This is a genomic window from Confluentibacter lentus, from assembly GCF_002806995.1.
Lineage (GTDB): Bacteria > Bacteroidota > Bacteroidia > Flavobacteriales > Flavobacteriaceae > Confluentibacter > Confluentibacter lentus.
On the sequence record NZ_NIHE01000004.1, the window covers coordinates 242,750 to 265,394 of the forward strand.

Genomic DNA, 22,645 nt, shown 5'->3' on the forward strand with positions numbered 1-22,645 from the left:
AAAGAAATAATTTTTTGAAGGCTATGATTTTTTGAGCCGACAACTAGCCGACAACTAGCCGACAATAACCCGACAAAATTTATACAATATTAAAATTCAAATAAATACGTAAAGCGTTTTTCTTATCTATTTCAATGGCGTTTCTAAGTATGATGACGGTATTTAAGAGAACCCATGCCAAAGGAATTAATAAGGTATATTGGCTTCTTACTTCAAACCAATCGTTAAGAATAACTACAATTAAAAGTAATAAGATGGCGAGCAAGGTCATTATTATTTGAATGGAAACCATCTGTCGTGTTAAGGGTGTAAACTGTTTTTTTATATACATGATTAGTAATGGGACAGCGATATTTAAAGGAGGCAGTAATACAAAAAGTAAAGAAGAAAGATTAATGATTTTTAGCCACGTTATATCATGTTCTGGAATGGTTTCACTATTGTCAAGCAATTCAGATTCATTTATTTCCAATGCAAGCGCTAAAGCTTTTAAGGTGTAACCTTTGGGAGATGTGCCAGCTTCAATGCGTTGAATGGTGCGTACCGAAATACCTGATTTCTCAGATAATGCTTCTTGGGTTATGTTTAATTTTTGCCTTATGAGTAGTAATTTCGACATTTAAAACGTTCATTTTAGGTAATCCGCAACTTTTAATAAATAAATTAATCCTCTTTTTTCAATCGCTCCTGCTCCAAAGCTTCAGATAAGCGTTTTTCTATAATGGGTTCAATTAAGGTTTTGCGCTGGTTGGTTTTTACAAAAGGGTAGAGTTCCAAAGTGTCTTTCATTTTATCACTTGGATTCATATGTTTATTGGTGCCTGTTAAAATGATGTCGCCTGCATTAAACTGTTGCTGTTCTTTATCAGCACTCTCTTTTATTTTACGTTGAATGGTACCTTCCTTAAGTTGCTTTAAAAAACCACCGTTGGCTTCTATATTTTTAAATAAGTCCAAAGCCTTTTCCGCTAATTGATTGGTGAGGGTTTCTATATAATAAGCACCATCCGCAGGATTATTGACCTTGTCAAAATAACTCTCGTGCTTTAAAATCAATAATTGGTTACGTGCCATCCGATTTCCAAAGGCATTCATTTTATGATATATGGCATCGTACGGCAGATTACAAATGGTATCACTGCCACCTAAAATGGCACTCATGCATTCGGTAGTGGTGCGCAGCATGTTGGTGTTGTAATCGTAAAGTGTTTTGTTGCGTTTTGTGGGCGTTGTATAAATGTGACAATCGGTATTGACGTTGTATTCTGATGCCAAGGTTTTCCAGAGGATGCGTAAGGCTCTTAGTTTGGCGATTTCAAAAAAGTGGTTGCTGCCTATGGAGATGTTGAAGATGCAAGAGACAGATTGCCTCGCATTGCTCGCAATGACTGAATCTAAACGATTTAAATACTCATTTGCATGTGCTAGGGCATACGCCAATTGCTGTACCATATTAGCGCCTGCATTTTGATAAAGCGAGGCATCAACACTAAAGTAATTGGTCGCTTTTACAATAGCATCAAACGAATTAAAATCATCATTTAAATTGTTAAACCAATTGCCGTTTTTAGCGAGATTGCCTATGATGTCTGTATGGAAGTGGATTCCTGTATTTGCGGGAATGACAAAATCTTCTGAAAGAAACTGAAGCTCTAAGTGAATAGTAGTAGAAGCTTCGATATTTTTTAATAAATCTTCTAATGAAATAGTTGGATTCGGAATGATGAATTTAATACTGTCCGCACCTTTTTCAAGAAGTTTGATGGCTTTTAAGTTGGATTTTTTAACATCGGCGACATAAATAGTTTCACAAATATGCCACGGTGTTGTTTTGGTAATTGATGTCTTGGGAAGTGCTTCAACATCATCAGCATGATAAAACGGTTTTACCGAAATATCTTCGTTGGTTTTCCAGATAAGGGTGTTGTTATAATCGGCGCCAGCGAGGTCGAATTGTATTTTTTGTTTCCATTGTTTGGAAGTAACAGGCGTAAATTCATTAAATAGCTCATTGTTCATAATCTATTATTCATTATTTATTGCTCATTACTAATCGCTAATCATTCATCATCTTTTGTTTCCAAACTATCTTCATATTCAATAATGAAAATCTCCTCATTGTCACGTTTCATGTAATATTCTTCACGTGCAAATTTTTCCAATCCCTCTTCATTGTTTAACTTTTTTAAGGCTTTTTTATCTTTCTCAATTTCTTTTCTGTAATACTCTTTTTGGTCTTCTAAATCATCAATCTCGTTATTTAATTCTCGGTGTATTAACCAAGAATTGGCATCAAAGAACAACATCCAAATGATGAACACAAACAGAATGAGAACAAATATGTTCTTAAAAGGTTTTAATAATGTTTTTTTGTTGAATGTCATTTTATAATTTTTGATGGATTATAGAACGTACAATATCTATTGCTACTGTATTGTATTTATTGTTTGGTATAATAATATCGGCATATTCTTTTGTCGGTTCAATAAACTGGTCATGCATGGGTTTTAAGGTATTTAAGTACCTTGTTAACACTTCGTCCAAATCCCGTCCACGTTCCGAAATATCACGTTTCAATCGACGTATTAAGCGTTCATCCGTATCGGCATGTACAAATATTTTGATGTCGAACATCTTTCGTAACTCTGGATTTGTTAAAATTAAAATACCTTCCACAATCATCACTTTTCTAGGATGTGTTACGATGGTATCGCCAGTTCTATTATGCTTAACGAATGAATATACGGGTTGGTGTATGGGATTCCCTTTTTTTAATTCCGTTAAGTGATTTTCAAGCAAATCAAAGTCAATGGACCTTGGATGGTCAAAATTAATGTTGATACGCTCTTCATAACTTAAATGTGTGGTGTCCTTATAATAGGAATCTTGCGATATAACACCTACTTCACCTTCGGGAAGTTCATTTAAAATCTGATTGACAACCGTTGTTTTTCCACAACCTGTTCCACCTGCAATACCAATGATAAGCATAAAAATGTTTTACGAACTATACAAATTTAGTTAAACAGTAAGTCAGTTTAAATGTTAAAAAGGAATTTTATTTTTTAACCTCCGAAACTTCCTTCACGGTCACTATTTTTTCATTCTTATTGCCCCAACTGTTGGTAATGTAATTCATGACATCCGCAACTTCATCGTCAGTTAATCCTTGGCTAGCCATCACACTATTATATTTTTTTCCGTTTACTACCACTTCACCTTGCAAACCATACTTAATGGCGTGAATACTTTTGGAGCGATGGTTCATTAAGAAGTCTGATTTTGCCAAAGGGGGAAAAGCTCCAGCAAGGCCCTCTCCATTACCCATGTGGCAGGTAATGCAGAAATCCTGATAGATATCTTTTCCTCGCTTGATGCTTTCGTCTAGCTCTTTATTTTGACTATAGATGGTATTAAATGTAATTGATAATAATACAAAACAAATGCTTAAGAATAATTTCATAAATAGTTTAGTTAGGTATAACTTTAACAATGCCTTTTCCTTCCACACCTAAATAAATATAGCCATCTGGCGCTTGTATCACGTTTCTAACACGGCCTATGCCTTCAAAAAGTTTTTCACGTTTCACCACTTTATTGTTTTCAAGTACCAAACGTTCCACATAACCAAATTTTAAAGAACCAACTAAAAGATTGTTTTTCCAATCTGGATATTTATCTGAAGTCACCATAGCTAAACCAGAAGGCGCAATAGATGGCACCCAATAGAATAATGGTTGTTCCATGCCTTCTTTAGCGGTTAATTCAGTAATGATACTGTTGTCATAATCAATACCATAAGAAATAACTGGCCAGCCATAATTTTTTCCTTTTTGAACGATGTTTATTTCATCACCACCTTGTGGACCGTGTTCATGAGCCCAAATCTCCCCTGTAACAGGGTTTTTAATCATGCCTTGCGGATTTCTGTGGCCATAGCTCCAAATAGCTTTCTTGGCATTAGGTGTATTTACAAACGGATTATCTTCTGGTATCCTGCCATCATCATGTAATCTATAAACTTTACCATTATCTCTGGTGATGTCTTGCGGATTTACAAAATGCTCACCACGCTCACCAGCCGAGAAAAATAAATATCCATCGTTATCAAAAACAATACGAGAACCAAAATGCTGACCTCTTGTGGTGTTCGGACCTGCTTTATATAATACTTCCTGATTTGTTAAGGACGTGCCATTTAATTTCGCTCTCATAATAGCTGTATTGCCTCCAGTACCTTCACCTTCTGGTGAGGCATAAGAGATGTAAATCCAACCATTATTGACGTAATCTGGATGTAATTTGATGTCTAATAAACCACCTTGTCCACGATTATAAACTTCAGGAACACCAGCGATATTAGTTTTTACACCATCTTTGAAATGAATCAATGCACCTGCTTTTTCGGTGATAAGCATGCTGCCATCTGGTAAAAATTCCAATCCCCAAGCAATAGGAATGTCTGAAACCACGACTTCAGTCGTGTAGCTAATTGTTTTAGGATCTTCGGCTTTAACAGACGATTCTGTTTGTTGTGCACACGCAGAAAGCGCTATTGTAATCAGCGGAATAATAATAACAAGTTTTTTCATAGCGTAAAATATTTTTATAAAGTTAGTAAGAAATATTTAGAAATTGTAATTAACATTAACACCTGCATAATAGTTCACGGGATTACCCGGATAATAATATCTTGCTGGAGCGCTTCCAAAGCTTGGTGCATTGATAAGTATTTGAGATGCATATTTTTCATCAAAAATATTATCTAGCCCATAAAATATATTGGCTCTTATTTTTTTGGTAATGCCTAATCTAAAACCCACTTTCACGTTTGTTAATTTATAATGGTCAGAATACAAACTATTACTATCGTTCATAGGAATGCTCCCAACATATTGAAAGTTGATGTTTCCGTAAAACCCTAGCTTCGAGTTGAAATCTATACCCGCATTAAACACTTCATTAGGCACACCTGTTAAATCGTTACCAGAAAAATTATCTGTATCATCTACAAATTCCTTGAAGGTATAATCATTTAGTGAATAGCTCACAAAAGAACCTAGTGTGAATGATTCCTTAGCTAAGATGTTATAATTTAAAGCCAATTCTAGACCATCATGTTGCGTTCTTCCGGCATTAATGCCAATATATTGGTCTAAAGCCGTTCTTCTTGAAACCAATAAGTTTTTAATATCCATTCTATACAGAGCCAAGTTGAAAAACAATTTGTTTTTAACGACGGTGCCTCTAGTGCCGACTTCAAAATTCCAACCCGTTTCAGGTTTTAAATCTTGGTTTATTTGGCCGTCGGGCATCAAGGTTTCTAAAAGCGTAATGGGCGAAAAACCATGGCTGATATCAGAATACAAAGCAATATCATCAGAAATAAGATGCGAAATGCCAAACTTAGGAGACAAAATCCCATCAAACCCATAAGAACCCGATTGGTCTGGGTCTTCAGACGAAGCCATAAAACGATCGTTTAAATCGTAAGATGTTTGATTGTAATTCAAGCCAAGCGTCACCAGTGTTTTTTCTGTTAGGTTATAGTTGGTTTCCAAAAACACATTAAAATAAGAACGTTTCTCTTTAAAATCGACCAATTGGTCGCCTTGTACACTGCCCGTACCTTCAGGGAACTCTTGATAACGATTTACATAAGTGCCATATTTATAAGTATCCCTAAACACTTCGCCACCAATGGTCCAATCTAAATTATTACCAAATACAGTGGTGTTGCCTATCAAACGGCTTCTTAGACCTATGGCAAAGGTATCGTCTTCCAAAATATCAAAAGGTCTTGGTTCGTAGCCACTACCAAATGATGTGAATACACTGGTGCTTTGTTTTAGGTGGTCGTTATATTCGTGGTTCCAAGACAAGCCAAAAACACCACGTTGTGCATCTTCATAACCTTTCGATTGTTGCCACGTAAATGCTGCGGAGGACGGATTGTTTATATAGGCGTTCTGACTTATGGAACTTGGTATATAAGCAAACAAATCCACATAACTCATTAAAAACGTTAGTTCGTCTTTCTCACTTAAAAAGTGATTGGTGTTGATCGTGAATGTTTGACGATCATATTCTCCATTAGCTCTATAACCATCAGTGTGTGTATTGCTATAAATGGCCCTGAAACTGTTATTGGCAGCCCCGTGGTTTATATTTAATACTTCTTTAAACAAACCAAAAGAACCAAACATAAATTCGCCATTGGCTGTCGTTTCATTCAAATAAGCATTTTGTGGTGTGAGGTGAATGGTGCCACCCAATCCAGCACCATACATGCTAGAAGCACCTTTATCAATCTCCAATCTGGCAATAGACGTGAGCTCAAAATCTTCAATATTGGTTTCGCCGCTACCGTTGGTTAAGGGAATATCTTTAAAATATGCCCTAATTTTAGCGGTGCCATATAAGTTTCTAGAACCAATACCTCGTATGGTAATCCTGTTTGTATTTAGAGCCCCAGTTTGCATAAGTACGCCCGGCACCCGACTTAAAGTAGGTGCTATATTGGTACTATTAGCACGTTCTATATCTTCTGCTGAAATAAAATTTACGGTTGTTGTAGCCGTTTTTAATCGTTTTGGTAGCTGATTAGCATTGATGACCACCTCATTAAGTTCGGAAGGGTTGATGCTAAGTTGAATGATTTGGTAACTTTTGTTTAGCGCAATGTCAACATCATTGTAACCTGATTTTCTGAACGAATATGTGCCTGATTGAGGCACTTCAAACTCCCCTTGATTGTTTGAAATATACGTTTGATTGTTAGTGGTGTTGGTAATGCTCACATTGCTTAGAGGCGTACCATTTTCAATATCTATTATTTTTCCTTTAAAAATATCTTGCGCCGTAAGGGTGTGGATAGGAACAAGTATATAAAGTAACAGGGCTTTAAAAAAGAATCTCATTGTTGTGTTTAGTTTGGTTTTTTAATTAAAGGCATAAAACTATTACTAAATATTCGATTTTTTTAACTCCATTGCTATAAAAGAATGTTAATTATAGCTTATTGTTAATGCTTTAAGCTATTTTATTAAATAAAAATAAAACCTATTGCAGAACATCAATATTTATATATATTTGCACACTTGATTTTTGAACTAGGAACAATCATTTCCTATAACAAATATAAAGACGAATTGAACATATCGTTGTTAATGGCCAAGTATCAGCTGGCCCTTCACTAAAAATGTCCTCACGACATTTTCTTAATGTTCATTTCGGGGTGTAGCCCCTCGACTTCGCTCGGGATAAACTACACTACGGGTTAATATTTTTCGGGGTGTAGCGTAGCCCGGTTATCGCGCCTGCTTTGGGAGCAGGAGGTCGCAGGTTCGAATCCTGCCACCCCGACCAAGAAAATCCAACACTATCGTGTTGGATTTTTTTATTTACGAAGTTTTCAGGTTTATCTGAGAAAACGTAGTAAATAAAAAAATCCATAGCAAATCTCATTCGCTATTGGATTTTCTTGAGCAACACCCTTTATTCAGGATCACGACCAGAGGGAGTAATCCTCATAGTCCAGCGGAGTTTCCAGGTTTACCTAAGGAAACCGAGCAAGTAAAAAAATACACAGCAAATCCCATTTGCTTTTGGATTATCTTGAGCAACGCCCCTAATACAGGATCACGACTTACAATAGTAAGCAAACAAAAAAGCTTCTAAAATAGAAGCTTTTTTGCCAACCAAATCGGTTTTAAAACAACCCTAGTCTAACACTAGGCGTATTAATTCTAACATTTGTGCCAATGCTACTGCTGCGTCTTGGGTATCGTTCATAATAATAATTATGGTAGCCATAGTAGTAAAATGAGGCATGGTGATAGTAATAATCACTATGATGACAATGATGGTTACAATGCTCGTAATGATGGGCGTAAGCATCTTTTTTGCCTTTCATATACGCTTTGTAGGCTTTCTTGTCTTTTTGTTTTAAATCGTTTTCATAGTTTTTTTGTTCTTTCCAAAACGTTTCTTCTTCAGCTTTGTTTTTAGAACGGAATTGTTGTTCATATTTGGCGTCTTCTTCAGCTCTTTTTTGATAATAGGATTTTTTATCAACGGTTGCTTCATTTGAGAAGTCATGGTCTTGGGCATTTGTTATAAATGAAAAACTTAATACGATAACAAATACGATTGTTTTTATAGATTTCATAACTTGAATTTTTAATGGTTTTTCAATATTAAGACACCTTATATCCGTTTTACCCTACCTCTTTTTAGAGATTATTTAAATTTTTTATTTTAAAAATCAAATCCTAGAGAAAATTGCCAAACCCTGTTTTTAGGATGGCCTTCATCATACACACTTCCTAACCCTAAATGATAGCGAACGCCTAAAATGACTCCTGAATCTGTTTTAAAACCAGCACCTAAATTAAGGCCCCAATCAAAGTTGTCTGGTTCAAATTCTTGTGATGTGTCAAACAAATTAAAGCTACTGTCAAATTCCTCTTTATGGGAAATGGCTAGTCCCACTTGCGGGCCAACTTCTAAGAAGAAGTGTTCGTCTGGGTATAATTTTAGTAACAAGGGCACATTTATGTAATCTAATTTTTGGGTGAATGTTCCGCTGTCATCCCTCAATTCGTATCCTTGTTGTGAATATAGAATTTCGACTTGCAATGATGTACTTTCCGATATGAATGATTCACCATATAAACCGATATGGAATCCGTGTCTTTGTCCGGTTTCCGTATCTCCATCAAAACTTACCGCGGCTAAATTATAACCACCTTTAATACCTGCGTTGGATTGTTGTGCTTGAGCTTGAATTGTTAGCGTTGCACTTAGTATAAATAAGAATTTTAAAATTGTTTTCATTGTCTTGAGTTTTTAATAGTTAAATGATTTTTATTTTCCGCCGTTTGCTTGTAAATCGGCAATACATTTTGCGTCCAGCTGTGGTGCCGTACTGGAACCTACTAAGTTTGATAATCCCGAACCGCTTTCTGCGGCCCAATACATCAAACAACTTTCTACGTTGCAATGTTTGGCGTGTTCTGGATCTTCATGATTTTCAACCATATTGGAACCTAGGTTTGTTAAGCCAAGTAAATGCCCGAATTCGTGCGTTATTACCGTGGTTTCTAAAACACTTCTGTTGGGTTCAAAAGCGCTGTTGCTTAACTCATGAATGGTTTCTTCAAAAATCACAAAGGATGTATTTCTATAAGCCGTTCCTAAAACAGTGCCAGAATTTGTGGTATTGGCAGAAGCACCATCAATAAAAAGTGCCCAAACAGCTATTTGATTGTTAGTGTTGTATTTGGTTCTATTGGCATTTTCAATAGTTATGATATCTTGTGTTGAATAAGATGTTTTTCCTATAGAAGTTATTGCTCTTGTTTCAACAGTAATACCGTTAGGTTTAAAAGTTCTGGTATTTAAAAAAGAAACAAAATTGTCGATAGTGTTTTGAGATGGTTTTAAGCCTTCAACATACACCAATTCAATGACTAAACTTTTAAAAGTGTCATCGGATAGTAAATCGTTTGCGGAACTTCCAGTTGCTTTTTGGTTTTCAGATTTAGGTATGATGTTATCAACCGTTTTCAAATCATCATCTTTGGAGCAAGCGACTAAAAGCAATACGATGCAAGCTATTTTTAATGTTTTTTTCATGTGATTTTTACTTTAAAATAAGCAGCTGCTGGAATCCCAACAGCTGCCCCACCAAAACAAGTTGGCAACCAAACCAACCTACCTGAAATTAAATAAATACTAAATTTGGGTCAAAACCAGTGTTATGGTAGCATTGGTAGTGCTTTTTAAAGAGATGGATGTGTTATTAAAACTTGTTACTTCCCAAGTATGGTTTAGTAAACTAAAGGTGGCATTTCCAGAAAAAGCTAAGTCTAAAAACACCTCAGTTTCCGAGGTCACTTCATAAGTGCCTTCCACGGTACTAAGCGTTGCATTTACTGCGGTGCATGTTAAATCGTTTGCAAAATCTATAGTGTAGCCTGCATAATCTGTCGCTTTATTTACACCGGCAGTTATAAAAGATTGCACTTTAAAGGATCCATCAACTATAATGGTTTCCAAATTTTTTGCTTCAGCTTCAGCGGCATCTTCAGCGTCTTCAACATCTAAACAATCGCTAATGCTTGCTTGTAAATCTAAATCGCTTGTTATGGAAATAACGCTATCATTGTTTAAGGTTGCAGTAATGGGGTAGTTAATAGCGAACAATTCATTGTTTCCAAAGTTGTTCATGTAAGTATATAATTCTTGTTCAGATTCAATAACAACACTACCGGTTTGTTCCAGAGTTAAGCTGTACGTTAAAATAGTGATAGGGAAATCAATATCAATACAAGAAATCGCATTTTTACCTTCACTTTCAAGGGTTTCACAAGCATCCATTAAGGCATCGTACTCGGCCTGACTTGCAACTTCCACTTCGGTATAATTGCTCGTTTTAATCGTTAACGGAAATTGCAATGTAATAATGTCGTTATCATTGGTAATCTGTCCGAGAATGTTTAAAACCAATTGATAATCCGATTGTGTTAGCAGTGTTACTTGTGTGCCATTAACATTGGCAACCACAGGGAGGACTATTGATGAACAAGACATGCCGTCTAAAAAATCATCAAAACTTCCATCATACATACTGGAACGCTCTAGGTTGCTGGCTGTTTGGGAGTTGGCCGTATTTGTATTTGGATTTTGACCGTTCTCACTATCCAATTCATCTTGACACGATGTGAATACCATAAGAGCGACTAATAAAATTGCTGTAATACATTTTAAATTTTTCATGATAATAGTTTTTTGGGTTAATATTTTTTTTCATGGCGATTTTTTCGCTTTCTGAAAGTAAGACAACTGGATTTAAATTTACCCTACCTTTTTTTTTAATTGATTTGTTAAATACTTTGAAAGCAAGTGATATACTACTAAAGTCATGTTTAATTTAATGTGTATAGTTTTAATAATATATTTTGTTTTCATTATTTTTTGATACTTTGGAATTGTCACTATTAAGACAACTATAAATAATTTTACCCTATTTTTGTAAATTACACCGTAGCATTTTATATAGAAAGTACTAGTTTATGAGTAACAGCAACCCCAAACTTTGCGAAGAAAATTATTTTAATCATTTTTATTTAGAGCATGTACAGCATGCCAGTAATTTTGCTTTTTACAAATGTGGCGATAAGGACCATGCGCTGGATTTAGTTCAAGACGCATTTTCCAAAATATGGGAAAATTGCTCCAAAATAGATTTTACAAAAGCAAAGACCTATTTATTTACGACGGTTAATAATTTATTTTTAAACGGAGTGAAACATAATAAAGTGGTTTTAGAGTATGCTAAAGCAGCACCTTATATTGACAAAACAAACGAAAGCCCCGAATATTTATTGGAAGAAGAAGAATTTAAAAAGAAACTTCAAAACGCCATCTCATTATTAACCGATGCACAACGCGAGGTATTTTTATTGAACAGAATTGACGGCATGAAATATAGGGAAATAGCCGAATTATTAAACGTTTCCCAAAAGGCAGTCGAAAAAAGAATGACTGGCGCATTAAAAATATTAAGGGAACACATAGAAAATATTTAGCAGTAGGTAGGGTAAATTTAAAGTTAGTTGTCTAAGATTTGAAGGATCATACAATGAAAAACGAACATAACATATTAAAGTGGTTAAATAATGAGCTTTCTGAAGACGAAGTTAAAGATTTAAAACAATCTGAAAACCTTGAAACTTTAGAAAAAATAGCTTTTTATGCCTCACAAATGCAAGTGCCAAAAGTAGATGCGCAACAAGCTTTGGCTGCTTTTAAAGAAAGAAAACGTTCTAAAAAAGACACTAAAGTCATTCCATTAAGCTTTAAAACGTTTATGCGAGTTGCCGCTGTTTTTGTGGTGCTATTGGCGTCCTCTTATTTTTTATTCTTCAACAATGCAAAGTCTTTTGAAACCCACGTAGCGCAAACCCAAAACGTGATGTTGCCTGATGCTTCCGAAGTTATTTTAAACGCCCAATCTACATTAAAGTACAATAAGAAAACTTGGGAAAATAAGCGTGATTTACAGCTAAGTGGCGAGGCCTTTTTTAAAGTTAGTAAAGGACAAAAGTTTACGGTAAATACCCCCGTAGGAACAGTTGAAGTTTTGGGAACCCAATTTAACGTAAAAGAACGCCCCAATTACTTTGAAGTACAATGTTATGAAGGATTGGTAGCAGTAACTTATAACAATAAAACCCTGAAATTATCCAAAGGAAAATCATTCAGAGTGCTGGATGGAACCATTCAAGTCGTAGATGATTTTAATGCTGAAAACCCCTCGTGGTTGCAAGCGGAATCGAGTTTTGATAAAATCCCATTAAGCCAAGTCGTTAGTGAATTAGAAAGGCAATACGATTTGAGCATTGACTATAAGGCTGTAGATGAGTCACAATTATTTACAGGTACATTTACACATTCAGATAAACATATTGCGTTACAATCCATTACCATTCCTTTAAAATTGAGTTATAAAATAGAAGGTAGAAACGTTACGTTATATAACTATGGAAAGTAGAAAATGGATCATTTATATACTTGTATGTTTCATTCAATTTTGTTTCGGTCAAACCAATTCTGAAAAGGTACCGCTAACAGAACTAATTACATCCATTGAAAATAAGTTCGATGTAAAATTTTCATACGCTCCTGAAGATGTGGTGAATGTGTCCATTGAAAAACCAGACGCCCATTTTAATCTACAGCAAACATTACATTATTTAAATAGTAAAACACTTTTAAATTTTAAAACATTAGATAACCGCTACATTACGGTGTCGGTGATTGATAAAACAATGACTGTTTGTGGTACGGTGATTTCAGCTGTAAACAATGAACCTTTATTTGGCGCTTCCATTTATATAAGCCATACCAATAGAGGTGTCATTTCAGATGATGAAGGTAAGTTTCAGTTAGAGCATGTGCCTTTAAAATCGTTAATCACCATATCTTATTTAGGTTTTAAAAGCCACCAACTTAGTGTGGAATCATTATTTAATGAAGAGGGTATTTGCAACACCATAGCACTTGAAGAAAGTCAGGAAACCCTCAATCCAGTGCTTATTACCAAGTTTTTAACCACCGGTCTGCAAAAGTTGATTGATGGAAGCACGGTTTTAAATACAGAGAAGTTTGGCATTTTACCCGGACTAACAGAACCAGATATCCTACAGTCCATACAAGCACTTCCAGGTGTTGAAAGTGTGAACGAAAGTATCGCCAATATTAACGTAAGGGGAGGCACAAACGACCAAAACTTAATCCTTTGGGATAACATAAAAATGTACCATTCAGGGCATTTTTTCGGACTTATTTCAGCATACAATCCTAATTTAACAAATAAGGTTATCGTAACCAAAAATGGGACTTCAAGTGAATTCAGTGACGGCGTATCCAGCACCATTAATATGTCTACAAAAGATGTGTTGACCCATAAATTGCAAGGTGGTGTGGGGGTTAATTTAATAAGTGCTGATGCTTTTTTGGAAATACCCATTACTAAAAAACTGGCGTTGCACCTTTCTGGAAGACGCTCGTTTACGGATTTTATTACCTCACCTACTTACGATAACTATTTTGAACGTAGTTTTCAAGATAGTGAATTAACCACCAATAGCGATAATATTAGTGAAAGCAATCGGTCGTCAGAGTTTTTCTTTTACGATTACACTGCAAAACTGTTATTCGATTTGAATGAAAACCATAAGTTTCGCGCCAACATTATTGGCATCAGCAACAATCTGGATTATACAGAAAATTACACCAATAATAACAATCAAACAGAGTCTAAAACGAGTAATTTAAGTCAGGAAAACATGGGTTTAGGGACCCAATGGAATGCCGTTTGGAGCGACATATTCACTACGGATGTCATGGCATTTTACTCCAAATACAACGTTGATGCGATTGATTATAGAGTGGACACCGACCAAAAATTGACGCAATCCAATGAGGTGCTGGAAACAGGTGTTAAAATGAATACGAGGTTAAAGCTTAACACGCATTTAAATTTACTAAATGGCTACCAGTTTAGTGAAATAGGCATCCTTAACCAAACAACCGTTTCTGCACCATCCTACGAGAAAACTAAAAAAGACGTGTTGCTTAACCATGCTGTTTTTAGTGAACTGGAATTTAATAACAACCAAACGTATATTAGGTTTGGGGTTCGAGCTAATTATTTTCAGAAGTTTGCTAAGTTTTTAATGGAGCCCCGATTAAACTTGAGACAAAAGCTTTCCAATCAATTTGCCTTAAAATTACAAGGGGAGTTTAAAAACCAATCCGCCACACAAATAGTCGATTTTCAAGATGATTTTTTAGGAGTTGAAAACCGACGATGGATTTTAGCCAATGAACAGAGCATTCCCATTTCGGAAAGCAAACAAGCCTCGTTCGGATTTGAATTCAATCAGAATAATCTGGTTTTAGATGTTGAAGCATTTTATAAAAGGGTAGAAGGAATCACGGCGTCCAACCAAGGGTTTTATAATAATTTTCAGTACATCAATGCGACGGGGAGTTATGAAGCCAAAGGGTTGGAGTTTTTGGTTAATAAAACAGCAAGTACCTACAGCACGTGGTTAAGTTATACCTATAGTGTTAATGATTATGAGTTTGAATCGTTTACACCCTCAAAATTTCCCAATAACATCGATATCAGGCATTCGGTGTCCTTAGCGTTTAATTACAATCTGCTTGATAATTTGGAAGTGTCCGTAGGTGGTATTTGGCGTAGCGGGCAACCCTTCACAAAACCTGTAAGTGGTAACGAAACTATAGAAGATGGTAGCCAAACGGTTGTAAATTATGATACGCCCAATAGTAATAATTTAGAGGATTTTATGCGATTGGATGTTTCCATAAATTATAATTTTAACTTCTCAAACGACATTAAAGGTTCTTTACGGGCAGGCGTTTTAAATGTATTGGATAGGGAAAACACCATTAATAGATATTATGAGGTTGATCCAAATGATTCAGAATCCACCATCCAAATAGATAATAAATCGCTGGGCTTAACGCCTAATATTAGTTTAAGGGTGAGGTTTTAATCGTCATTGCGAGGAAGCATGACGAAGCAATCTGTTTAATTGTAGTTCCCCATCATGAGATTGCTTCGTGCCTCGCAATGACGTCGTTTCATCATGGGATTGCTTCATGCCTCGCCATAACGTTCAACTCCTGCATAATCTCAGCAAACAAACGATAGGATGTAATACGGTCATTACTATCATAAATATTCGTTACCGCAATAAGCTCATCAATCTGTGTGGCTTCAATAAACGCTTTCACTTGCTGCTTCACGGTGTCTTTGTTGCCGACAAATGTATATTTAAGCATGTGTTGTACCGAAGGATGTTGTTTCATGGCGCGCAGCTCATCGGTCATGTCCGTTGGAGGTTGCATAAAATCCCGTTTTCCTGTTAATAGGCCTATAATCATTTTGTAAAGCGAGGTCGAAATACGTTCTGCTTCTTCGTCCGTGTCAGCCACAATGATGTTCACTCCGGCAAAGGTATAGGGGGTTTTAAGCACGTCGCTTGGTTGGAACTCACGTCTGTATATCTCCAAAGCATCTAGTAATTGCGGTGTGGCAAAATGACTTGCAAAGGCATACGGCAAGCCTTTTTTGGCTGCCAAATGCGCGCTATCGGTGCTGGAGCCTAAAATATACAACGGTACGTCTACCCCTTCCGCTACGGTGGCACGGACTTTTTCATTCAGATTGTCTATTGAAAAATAATTCTGTATCTGTTGTACGTTATCTGGAAAAGACATGGCAGCTTCGTAAAAGTCGGAGCGAATGGCCTGTGCCGTTTCTCTATCCGTACCTGGGGCGCGTCCCAATCCCAAATCAATGCGATGGGGATATAAAATACCCAAGGTGCCAAATTGCTCGGCAATGATTAATGGGGAATGGTTTGGCAACATGATGCCACCAGACCCCACACGAATACGTTTGGTGCCTTCGGCAATCTTACCAATTAAAATGGACGTGGCACTACTACCAATAGCATCAGAGTTATGGTGTTCTGCCAACCAATAGCGCGTATAGCCCACTGCTTCGGCAGCTTGTGCCAATGCCAGCGAATCGTTAAACGTGTCTTGTAATGAACGACCTTTAGATACAATGGCGAGGTCTAATATAGAGTATTTAGTATGTTTTGTTTGCATGGGTTTGTGTATGGATATTTAAAAAAAGCATCCATGTGTTTTAGTATTTAAAAAACAACTGTGATTATAAATGAACAATTAAAAACCGTTACTTGTTCTTTTCACTCTTTCTTTCCGTTGGTTTTATAATCATTCTAAAGGATTGGTCTTTATAAATGTAATAACCTAACCAATTATACAAGGTTCTTAATTTGTTTTTAAAATTGACAAGACTCATGATGTGCACAAAAATCCAAATGAGCCAAGCAGCAAAGCCCGTTAGGCAATGTTTTTGCTTAGGAAAATCCAATACCGCTTTGTTCCTGCCTATGATGGCCATAGAGCCTTTATCGGTGTATTGAAAGGGTTTCCAGTTGGTATCTTTCCTGCTTAGGTTGTCTGCTAAATTTTTAGCTTGTTGCAATGCGGGTTGTGCCAATTGCGGATGTCCATTGGGGTATTTTTCATCGCCAACAATTAAAGCACAATCTCCTAAAGCATATATGTTGTTATAGGACTGAACAAGATTAAACGTATTTGTTTTCATGCGTCTGCCAGCCCCAAAACAGTCTTTTGAGAATCCGTCAAAGGTTTTTGCCGATACGCCTGCTGCCCAAATAAGGTTTTTAGATGGAATCTCATGGCCGTTGGATAAATACACGGTCTGCCCATCAAAATCCTTTACCAAGGCATTCATCGTTAAGGTCACACCAAAATCGGCTAACTTTTTAGACGTGTAGGCTTGGGCATTTTTAGACATGGCTGCCAACACAGAAGCCTGTCCGTCCACCAAATGAATGTCTCCAAGGTCTTGTGCCATTAACTCCGGATAATCTTGCAAAATAATGGACGCTTTCATTTCAGATAAGATGCCCGAAAGCTCCACGCCCGTTGGTCCTGCGCCTGCAATAACAAAGGTTAGGTATTTTTTCCGTTCTTCTAGGTCATGGATGCGCGTGGCACGGTCAAGGCGGGTAAGAATCACATTCCGTAATGACAAGGCATCACTAATGGTTTTCATGGGCAAACTTTTTTCCTCAATATTTTTGTTGCCAAAAAAGTTGGTTTCCGTACCGGTTGCCATCACCAAAATATCATAATCCAACTCACCGTTACTTAATAGTATTTTGTTCTCTTCAGGGACTACTTTTATAAGCGAGCCAAGTCTGAAATTGGCATGTTTTAATCTCCGTAGAATTTTACGGAACGGATAGCTAATGGCAGAAGGTTCCATAAAACCGGTGGATACCTGATAAATTAAAGGCGGAAAGAAATTATAGTTGTTACTGTCAACCAAAACAGTGTGGTAATTGGGGTTATTACCTATTCTTTTTACCAATTCTAAGCCTGCGAAACCACCGCCAACAACAACTAGCTTTTTAGTGTTTTTCATAACCATCTTGCCATTTAATTCATGTATTGCAAAGGTAGTTAAATGAGGCGTGGTATATGTTAAGCTGGTTTAAGAAAGTTTGGTTTAATCTCAGTTTTTATTGGTTATTGTTTTATAATTGGTAACCATTTGCTAAATAACTTTTTTCATTTGTTTGTCAATTAAAGTCAAATATATTTTTTCATTTTTTCCTTCTAATACTTTTTCCGCTAGTTTTCTCTTTTTTTCGGATGGTTCATAATAATTTTCAAATTTCTTTGATTCAAGATTCATAAAATGATTAACGTAACGCTCAGTAAATTTGTAATATTCAAGGCTTTTAGAGTTCCATGTATGTTTGTTATATTCTAAAAATATGTTTGAATAAAAAGTGTCCGAACTAGGATTACCTACTAAAGTACCTACTGTATCAGGAAAGTAATGCTCAAACCATTTTAAATACCTGTTTAAGTGCCCTAGATAAATTTCTGAATATAAATAGTTGTCAAAACTGTTTTCATTTTGAATATTATCCAAATTTGCAGCCTTTAAATCAAATTCTTTTTCAATTAGCATTTGTTCCCAATTTGTTTTGAAATCAATTTTTTTATCATAATCCAATTTACTAACATCCATTTTATCTGAATTTAAATAAAACTCTCTAAGTTTAACTTGTAGGATCCCGGTATTGTCAGGGCTACTTATTGAGTCAATGTCATTAGTTTCATGCCAATTTATATTAATGGATTTTTCATTCGAAATGTAAAACGTAGGAATAGCAATAAAAAATTTTGCACAATTTCCAAAGTAATAAGTTTCAGGTGCAACGCTATATATTTGATAAGTATAGGGTTGAAATTTTTCCGTGGACAAGGAAACCAATTCTGAACTTAGATTCTGGCTATTAAACTTAAACTCTCCATTTTCAGAAACCGAGGTTGAATCGATTGTGTATTCATCATTGAAATAATCGAAATGATCAATCTTATTTAAATAAATCATTTTCGATTTTGAAGAAAACAATTTACCTGAAATAACCATTTTTTCACTATCTTTTTGTGAGTTACAAGACGAAATTAAAATTATGCCAACACAGATTTTTAGAAAATTTAAGTTCATTTTTTAAAATATTTTGTAACGTGTTCGCGCATGATTAATTCCGTGGTTAATCACTAAATCTAGCAAATAAAAACCGAATAGATACTCGCAAGTATTGACTTATATAGTTTTAATTTGAATGGCTATTATATGCTATCCTTAAAAACTTAAGATGTACGACTTTTCCATTCTTTTAACCATTTTTATTTTTTCTAATCGATCTGAGCTTGGGCCAAAAGCAATTTCAATTTCAGCTGTTTCATTTTCAATTTTCGGATTGCCCATAATTCTACCGTTTTCAAAGCTTTCAACAAATTGGTTTTGCATTTCAGTCGGTTGCATTTCTATTAAACATATTCCACGAGTGTCTATGTCATTTTCTCCATATGGATCACACAAATTCCTCAATTTACTAAAATCTCTATTTTTTGCTGATTGAAATACATGATTAATTACACCTTCTGGCGTATTTTGAAAATCAAATGATTCTCTTAAATTAATTAGAGAAATTCCTTTTTCAAATTTCGAAATATAATCTGTTATGTATCTAATTTTTTTATTTTGTTCATTAAGTTGATTTTCCTTTTCTGAGCTTGAACGACCAAATTGAAATGAATTTATTTCTGTCAGTTTACTATTTTCTTCTTCAAGTAATTTATTAAGTCGGTCAAGTTCTTTGGTTAAATCCATTTTTAATTTAGATTTTCCAACCTCAATTTTTTCTAAATGGATTCTCTTTTTTTCCTCTAAGGCTTTTTGTTCAAGTTCAATTTGAGCTTTTTCCTGTTCCATTTCCTTTTTGCTTTTTCCACAAGAGATTGTTAGGACTATAAGTCCAATGCTAATAATGTAATTAATTTTCATATTATTAATAATGGTTAGTGCTTCTTTGATGCATAAATCAATATCAGTCTTTTCTTACAATATATCCAAATACTACCTTACTATTTTAAAAATACGATGCGCTTAGGTTTTATAAATGGTCTTATGCGTTGAAGCTATACCGTCATTGCGAGGAGGTATGACGAAGCAATCTGTTTGTTTTAGTTCCGCCTCATGAGATTGCTTCGTGCCTCGCAATGACGCTGCTCCACATGGGTTTTAGTTTGGTTCGGGCTTTGTTCGTACAACCTCCCATTTTTAAAAAATACACCAAACCCATCCTCGAACGAATCTCGAACAACACTCGAACAAAACCCCTGTTTTTTTGGCAAGTGTCCCAAATCGTCTCATATCGTCCCAAATCGTCCCATATTGTGTCAAATCGTCTCAAATGGTGTCACGTTATAACAGTATAAATATTAGCTATTTATAGAGATTATGAGTGTTAATTTGGTGTGGCGTTGTTCTGTTAGAACCTTGAGAATTTTTGCTTGGTAGTTTGAAGTTATAATTTATTTTTATTCGCTACTAGCGGCAACTAAAAGCAAGAATGATACAACCTTTTCCTTTAATTATGTAACTGTTTGTCAATATAATAGCCTCAAATTTGTGATACGAGCCTAGTTGCCCTTAAAATTGAGACCTCATGGATACTAAAGAACTGGAAAAATTGCCAAGCAAAGATGGCGCGATTGATAAGGGCAATGCCCATTTTATTGTGGAGTTGATAGAATATGAGCATGATTCTGTGGTGAGCAAATCCATCATGAAAAAATCTACGGGATCTATAAACGCACTCTCTTTTGACAGCGGCGAAGGCCTTAATGAGCGCACCTCCCCTTACGATACTTATGTACAACTTATTGATGGTAGCGCCATTATTGAGGTGGATGGTAAGGCTTCTACACTTCAAACAGGTGATGGTATTTTAATACCTGCCGATAAACCCAGCCATATTAAGCCTAACGGACGGTTTAAATTAATTTTAACGGTGATAAAAAGTGGTTATAAATAAGGTGGTTGTTGGTTGTTGGTTTGTGGTTGATGGTTACCACTCTTGGTAGACTTAAAATTACAGAACTGCCGATTTTTAGTGCTGTTAGTTTAGGTTACTTCTTTTTATGTCTAGTATAATCTCTTGAGATACAAGCACCAAATTGTCTTCAATTTGTTTAGAGAGCATCTCTAAATCATTAAAGTTTGGATTTTCAATTATGACGGTCTCAAGAATGGCATATTGTGGTTTGGTTGTTCTGTGTGCATTCCACTTCGTTGTTTTAAAATACTGCCAGTATGTTTCTTGGATGGGAATGGTCTGTCCTAAAAGCCAAACTTCAAATTGCATTTTCGAATGATTTAATACCAAGCCCATTTTTAGTTTTCTCGTTTTCAAGAAATCGTTGGAGTAATAGAAGTAGGTATAATCCATATATCCTTGGAAAAGGCTTCCAAATGAATAGCTTTCAGAAACATTCTTGGAAAGCGTCGTTCCAAGTCGCGTTACATACTTAACAAGCGCTGTATAGGCTTCTTGAATGTCACCTTTTTTAAGCTGTTCTTTATAGGCATCTACGTAATAATTTAATTCTTTCATTTAGCTAAATCCTGATTCATTAATTTACGTTATACGTCTCTCTTGCACGTTGAATACGGTTCCTGCTGGGTCTTGAATCCAGTGCATGTTTTTGGGGAGTTCTTCAATGTCATCACATGTTTCCACACCATTTAGTTGTAAATAGTTTGTTGCTTCTTCCATATTAGGCACGGTAAGCTGTAACCATGTTTCTGAATGGGTGTAGTTATCTACACAGTCTAACCAAAGAACATTATTTCCGAACATCACTTCGTGGGTACGTGAAACCGTTGGATTATCAATAGGTTTTTCTTCCACTTTCAGCTTTAAAATATCCCTGTAAAAAGCCACTGTTTGGTCGTATTTGTTTTTGGGTATTTTAATGGCAATGTTAATACCTGCTTCAAATTTTGGGTTCATTGTCTTTATATTTTTTTTATTCGGTTTTCCCTTTAAAGGTGGCGTAAATCGCCATGGCGTGTCCGTGACCTAATTCAAAGGCGGCTTTAAGCCAATTGGTGATTTCGGTGGCTTTAATGGTTTTTATAAGTTGTCCGTTTTGCATAAACCCTTTTTGCTCTGCCAGTTTTTTAAAATCGTCTGGGCTATTGCCTGTTTTGGCTTTTATGTTGTCTATATAGGCTTGAAATGACATAAAATGCTTAATGATTTAGTTTGTTACAGTAAAAATAGGAAATCATTATATTTTTCCTTTATGTCTTGGGTCATAATCTACCGTCCATTCAATACCATATTTATCACGAAACATCCCAAAATAAGAACCCCAAGGGCTATCTCCTATTGGCATTTCAATAGTACCGCCTGCGGAAAGGCCATAAAATAATTTCTCAGCCTCTTTTTTGCTTTCTGCACCAATGGCTATTTTAGAACGGTTTTCATTTTCATTAACACGCCCCATACTTTCAGGAACATCATTAGCCATTAAAACATTACTGCCAATAGGTAAAGCAATGTGCATAATCTTGTTTTCTTCTTTCTTTTCTACAGGAAAGTGTTCTGCCATGTCTTTAAAACGTACGATGTTTACAAACTCTCCGCCAAAAACGGATTTGTAAAAAAGGAAGGCTTCTTCTGCATTGCCGTTGAAGTTAATGTAAGGATTGATGAGTGCCATAATTTTTAGTTTTTAATTGTTCTGACTTGTTGAATATTTAAAAGTAAAATTTAATTATGACTTTATTAGGGTGTAAAAGCGTAAAAAAAGGGGCTGGTTATGACAGGTCATTGCGAGGGAGGCGAGACGAAGCAATCTGTTCGTCATTGCGAGGAGGTACGACGAAGCAATCTTTTTAATTTTAGTTCCTTTTCATGAGATTGCTTCACTACGTTCGCAATGACGTGGTGAGATTGCTTCGTTCCTCGTAATGGCGTTTAGGTTGTGAGGCTTCTCGATACAATTTTCTCATGCTTCGAAAATCACTCGAAGTGACATGAGGGTTGTTAATTATATGTGAGTTAGTTTGTCAGTTCGATTGCGTAGCATATCGAGAACTTGGGTTGTG

At 35.7% G+C, this 22,645-nt stretch carries 23 protein-coding genes and 1 tRNA gene; 5 read left to right on the forward strand and 19 right to left on the reverse strand.

Annotation, left to right across the window (positions count from 1 at the left end; translation table 11 throughout):
• Nucleotides 1–79 precede the first annotated feature (79 nt).
• From CDH50_RS10105 to CDH50_RS10135, 7 genes are all read right to left on the reverse strand, one after another.
• The gene (locus CDH50_RS10105; RefSeq protein ID WP_100612151.1) at nucleotides 80–619 is read right to left on the reverse strand and encodes a helix-turn-helix domain-containing protein; all 540 of its coding nucleotides are present in this window, start codon (nucleotides 617–619) and stop codon (nucleotides 80–82) included.
• 44 nt (nucleotides 620–663) lie between these two features.
• On the reverse strand, nucleotides 664–2,019 hold the full coding sequence (locus CDH50_RS10110; protein WP_100612152.1) for a methylmalonyl-CoA mutase subunit beta: 1,356 nt from the start codon (nucleotides 2,017–2,019) through the stop codon (nucleotides 664–666).
• 41 nt (nucleotides 2,020–2,060) lie between these two features.
• On the reverse strand, nucleotides 2,061–2,384 hold the full coding sequence (locus CDH50_RS10115; protein WP_100612153.1) for an FtsB family cell division protein: 324 nt from the start codon (nucleotides 2,382–2,384) through the stop codon (nucleotides 2,061–2,063).
• Nucleotide 2,385: 1 nt separating this feature from the next.
• Nucleotides 2,386–2,991: a uridine kinase gene (gene udk / locus CDH50_RS10120; protein ID WP_100612154.1), complete on the reverse strand. Its 606-nt coding sequence runs from the start codon at nucleotides 2,989–2,991 to the stop codon at nucleotides 2,386–2,388.
• Between the two features lie 67 nt (nucleotides 2,992–3,058).
• Nucleotides 3,059–3,463 carry a c-type cytochrome gene (locus CDH50_RS10125; RefSeq protein WP_100612155.1) on the reverse strand — a complete coding sequence of 135 codons (405 nt, stop codon included), beginning with the start codon at nucleotides 3,461–3,463 and terminating at the stop codon, nucleotides 3,059–3,061.
• Nucleotides 3,464–3,470: 7 nt separating this feature from the next.
• Entirely contained in the window at nucleotides 3,471–4,592 is a 1,122-nt protein-coding gene (locus CDH50_RS10130; protein ID WP_100612156.1) for a PQQ-dependent sugar dehydrogenase, read from the reverse strand.
• A gap of 36 nt (nucleotides 4,593–4,628) precedes the next feature.
• Entirely contained in the window at nucleotides 4,629–6,920 is a 2,292-nt protein-coding gene (locus tag CDH50_RS10135) for a TonB-dependent receptor domain-containing protein (RefSeq protein ID WP_100612157.1), read from the reverse strand.
• Between the two features lie 370 nt (nucleotides 6,921–7,290).
• On the opposite strand from CDH50_RS10135, the gene CDH50_RS10140 reads away from it, so the two are divergent.
• Nucleotides 7,291–7,368, forward strand: a tRNA-Pro gene (locus tag CDH50_RS10140).
• A gap of 343 nt (nucleotides 7,369–7,711) precedes the next feature.
• On the opposite strand, the gene CDH50_RS10145 is transcribed toward CDH50_RS10140, so the two are convergent.
• From CDH50_RS10145 to CDH50_RS10160, 4 genes are all read right to left on the reverse strand, one after another.
• On the reverse strand, nucleotides 7,712–8,170 hold the full coding sequence (locus tag CDH50_RS10145) for a hypothetical protein (RefSeq protein WP_100612158.1): 459 nt from the start codon (nucleotides 8,168–8,170) through the stop codon (nucleotides 7,712–7,714).
• An 89-nt stretch (nucleotides 8,171–8,259) separates the two neighbouring features.
• Complete coding sequence (locus tag CDH50_RS10150) at nucleotides 8,260–8,838, reverse strand: porin family protein (RefSeq protein ID WP_100612159.1); 579 nt, start codon at nucleotides 8,836–8,838, stop codon at nucleotides 8,260–8,262.
• A 30-nt stretch (nucleotides 8,839–8,868) separates the two neighbouring features.
• Nucleotides 8,869–9,639 carry a zinc metalloprotease gene (locus tag CDH50_RS10155; protein ID WP_100612160.1) on the reverse strand — a complete coding sequence of 257 codons (771 nt, stop codon included), beginning with the start codon at nucleotides 9,637–9,639 and terminating at the stop codon, nucleotides 8,869–8,871.
• 99 nt (nucleotides 9,640–9,738) lie between these two features.
• Complete coding sequence (locus CDH50_RS10160; protein WP_100612161.1) at nucleotides 9,739–10,782, reverse strand: hypothetical protein; 1,044 nt, start codon at nucleotides 10,780–10,782, stop codon at nucleotides 9,739–9,741.
• A gap of 296 nt (nucleotides 10,783–11,078) precedes the next feature.
• Here CDH50_RS10160 and CDH50_RS10165 point away from each other — a divergent pair, with 296 nt between their 5' ends.
• From CDH50_RS10165 to CDH50_RS10175, 3 genes are read left to right on the forward strand one after another with little or no spacing between them, the layout of a single operon-like run.
• Complete coding sequence (locus tag CDH50_RS10165; protein WP_100612162.1) at nucleotides 11,079–11,594, forward strand: RNA polymerase sigma factor; 516 nt, start codon at nucleotides 11,079–11,081, stop codon at nucleotides 11,592–11,594.
• A 53-nt stretch (nucleotides 11,595–11,647) separates the two neighbouring features.
• Nucleotides 11,648–12,559, forward strand: a complete 912-nt coding sequence (locus CDH50_RS10170) for a FecR family protein (RefSeq protein WP_100612163.1) — start codon at nucleotides 11,648–11,650, stop codon at nucleotides 12,557–12,559.
• Complete coding sequence (locus tag CDH50_RS10175; protein WP_100612164.1) at nucleotides 12,549–15,095, forward strand: TonB-dependent receptor; 2,547 nt, start codon at nucleotides 12,549–12,551, stop codon at nucleotides 15,093–15,095. The genes CDH50_RS10170 and CDH50_RS10175 overlap by 11 nt, the downstream gene beginning before the upstream one ends.
• Before the next feature lie 91 nt (nucleotides 15,096–15,186).
• On the opposite strand, the gene CDH50_RS10180 is transcribed toward CDH50_RS10175, so the two are convergent.
• The 4 genes from CDH50_RS10180 to CDH50_RS10195 form a co-directional block, all read right to left on the reverse strand.
• Entirely contained in the window at nucleotides 15,187–16,218 is a 1,032-nt protein-coding gene (locus CDH50_RS10180) for an LLM class flavin-dependent oxidoreductase (RefSeq protein WP_100612165.1), read from the reverse strand.
• A gap of 88 nt (nucleotides 16,219–16,306) precedes the next feature.
• The gene (locus CDH50_RS10185) at nucleotides 16,307–17,590 is read right to left on the reverse strand and encodes an NAD(P)/FAD-dependent oxidoreductase (RefSeq protein WP_100612188.1); all 1,284 of its coding nucleotides are present in this window, start codon (nucleotides 17,588–17,590) and stop codon (nucleotides 16,307–16,309) included.
• A gap of 132 nt (nucleotides 17,591–17,722) precedes the next feature.
• A complete protein-coding gene (locus tag CDH50_RS10190; RefSeq protein WP_100612166.1) occupies nucleotides 17,723–18,688 on the reverse strand; it encodes a hypothetical protein in 966 nt (321 codons plus the stop codon).
• 138 nt (nucleotides 18,689–18,826) lie between these two features.
• Nucleotides 18,827–19,459, reverse strand: coding sequence for a hypothetical protein (locus CDH50_RS10195; RefSeq protein WP_157804970.1), 633 nt, complete (start codon nucleotides 19,457–19,459; stop codon nucleotides 18,827–18,829).
• 736 nt (nucleotides 19,460–20,195) lie between these two features.
• Between CDH50_RS10195 and CDH50_RS10200 the strand changes: the two genes are divergently transcribed.
• Nucleotides 20,196–20,564 (forward strand): cupin domain-containing protein, encoded by a 369-nt coding sequence (locus CDH50_RS10200; protein ID WP_100612168.1) that lies wholly within the window; start codon nucleotides 20,196–20,198, stop codon nucleotides 20,562–20,564.
• Nucleotides 20,565–20,648: 84 nt separating this feature from the next.
• On the opposite strand, the gene CDH50_RS10205 is transcribed toward CDH50_RS10200, so the two are convergent.
• The 4 genes from CDH50_RS10205 to CDH50_RS10220 are packed head-to-tail and all read right to left on the reverse strand — an operon-like array spanning nucleotide 20,649 to nucleotide 22,257.
• Entirely contained in the window at nucleotides 20,649–21,143 is a 495-nt protein-coding gene (locus tag CDH50_RS10205; RefSeq protein ID WP_100612169.1) for a DUF7000 family protein, read from the reverse strand.
• Between the two features lie 24 nt (nucleotides 21,144–21,167).
• Nucleotides 21,168–21,542 carry a VOC family protein gene (locus CDH50_RS10210; protein WP_100612170.1) on the reverse strand — a complete coding sequence of 125 codons (375 nt, stop codon included), beginning with the start codon at nucleotides 21,540–21,542 and terminating at the stop codon, nucleotides 21,168–21,170.
• 16 nt (nucleotides 21,543–21,558) lie between these two features.
• Nucleotides 21,559–21,777, reverse strand: coding sequence for a DUF4287 domain-containing protein (locus CDH50_RS10215; protein ID WP_100612171.1), 219 nt, complete (start codon nucleotides 21,775–21,777; stop codon nucleotides 21,559–21,561).
• A gap of 45 nt (nucleotides 21,778–21,822) precedes the next feature.
• Nucleotides 21,823–22,257, reverse strand: a complete 435-nt coding sequence (locus CDH50_RS10220) for a VOC family protein (protein WP_100612172.1) — start codon at nucleotides 22,255–22,257, stop codon at nucleotides 21,823–21,825.
• Nucleotides 22,258–22,645 lie beyond the last annotated feature (388 nt).

What these genes read in the sequence shown, in the direction of transcription:
- CDH50_RS10105 (WP_100612151.1), bottom strand. Translation starts at nt 619, where the DNA reads ATGTCGAAATTACTACTCATAAGGCAAAAATTAAACATAACCCAAGAA.
- CDH50_RS10110 (WP_100612152.1), bottom strand. Translation starts at nt 2,019, where the DNA reads ATGAACAATGAGCTATTTAATGAATTTACGCCTGTTACTTCCAAACAA.
- CDH50_RS10115 (WP_100612153.1), bottom strand. Translation starts at nt 2,384, where the DNA reads ATGACATTCAACAAAAAAACATTATTAAAACCTTTTAAGAACATATTT.
- udk (WP_100612154.1), bottom strand. Translation starts at nt 2,991, where the DNA reads ATGCTTATCATTGGTATTGCAGGTGGAACAGGTTGTGGAAAAACAACG.
- CDH50_RS10125 (WP_100612155.1), bottom strand. Translation starts at nt 3,463, where the DNA reads ATGAAATTATTCTTAAGCATTTGTTTTGTATTATTATCAATTACATTT.
- CDH50_RS10130 (WP_100612156.1), bottom strand. Translation starts at nt 4,592, where the DNA reads ATGAAAAAACTTGTTATTATTATTCCGCTGATTACAATAGCGCTTTCT.
- CDH50_RS10135 (WP_100612157.1), bottom strand. Translation starts at nt 6,920, where the DNA reads ATGAGATTCTTTTTTAAAGCCCTGTTACTTTATATACTTGTTCCTATC.
- CDH50_RS10145 (WP_100612158.1), bottom strand. Translation starts at nt 8,170, where the DNA reads ATGAAATCTATAAAAACAATCGTATTTGTTATCGTATTAAGTTTTTCA.
- CDH50_RS10150 (WP_100612159.1), bottom strand. Translation starts at nt 8,838, where the DNA reads ATGAAAACAATTTTAAAATTCTTATTTATACTAAGTGCAACGCTAACA.
- CDH50_RS10155 (WP_100612160.1), bottom strand. Translation starts at nt 9,639, where the DNA reads ATGAAAAAAACATTAAAAATAGCTTGCATCGTATTGCTTTTAGTCGCT.
- CDH50_RS10160 (WP_100612161.1), bottom strand. Translation starts at nt 10,782, where the DNA reads ATGAAAAATTTAAAATGTATTACAGCAATTTTATTAGTCGCTCTTATG.
- CDH50_RS10165 (WP_100612162.1), top strand. Translation starts at nt 11,079, where the DNA reads ATGAGTAACAGCAACCCCAAACTTTGCGAAGAAAATTATTTTAATCAT.
- CDH50_RS10170 (WP_100612163.1), top strand. Translation starts at nt 11,648, where the DNA reads ATGAAAAACGAACATAACATATTAAAGTGGTTAAATAATGAGCTTTCT.
- CDH50_RS10175 (WP_100612164.1), top strand. Translation starts at nt 12,549, where the DNA reads ATGGAAAGTAGAAAATGGATCATTTATATACTTGTATGTTTCATTCAA.
- CDH50_RS10180 (WP_100612165.1), bottom strand. Translation starts at nt 16,218, where the DNA reads ATGCAAACAAAACATACTAAATACTCTATATTAGACCTCGCCATTGTA.
- CDH50_RS10185 (WP_100612188.1), bottom strand. Translation starts at nt 17,590, where the DNA reads ATGAAAAACACTAAAAAGCTAGTTGTTGTTGGCGGTGGTTTCGCAGGC.
- CDH50_RS10190 (WP_100612166.1), bottom strand. Translation starts at nt 18,688, where the DNA reads ATGAACTTAAATTTTCTAAAAATCTGTGTTGGCATAATTTTAATTTCG.
- CDH50_RS10195 (WP_157804970.1), bottom strand. Translation starts at nt 19,459, where the DNA reads ATGGAACAGGAAAAAGCTCAAATTGAACTTGAACAAAAAGCCTTAGAG.
- CDH50_RS10200 (WP_100612168.1), top strand. Translation starts at nt 20,196, where the DNA reads ATGGATACTAAAGAACTGGAAAAATTGCCAAGCAAAGATGGCGCGATT.
- CDH50_RS10205 (WP_100612169.1), bottom strand. Translation starts at nt 21,143, where the DNA reads ATGAAAGAATTAAATTATTACGTAGATGCCTATAAAGAACAGCTTAAA.
- CDH50_RS10210 (WP_100612170.1), bottom strand. Translation starts at nt 21,542, where the DNA reads ATGAACCCAAAATTTGAAGCAGGTATTAACATTGCCATTAAAATACCC.
- CDH50_RS10215 (WP_100612171.1), bottom strand. Translation starts at nt 21,777, where the DNA reads ATGTCATTTCAAGCCTATATAGACAACATAAAAGCCAAAACAGGCAAT.
- CDH50_RS10220 (WP_100612172.1), bottom strand. Translation starts at nt 22,257, where the DNA reads ATGGCACTCATCAATCCTTACATTAACTTCAACGGCAATGCAGAAGAA.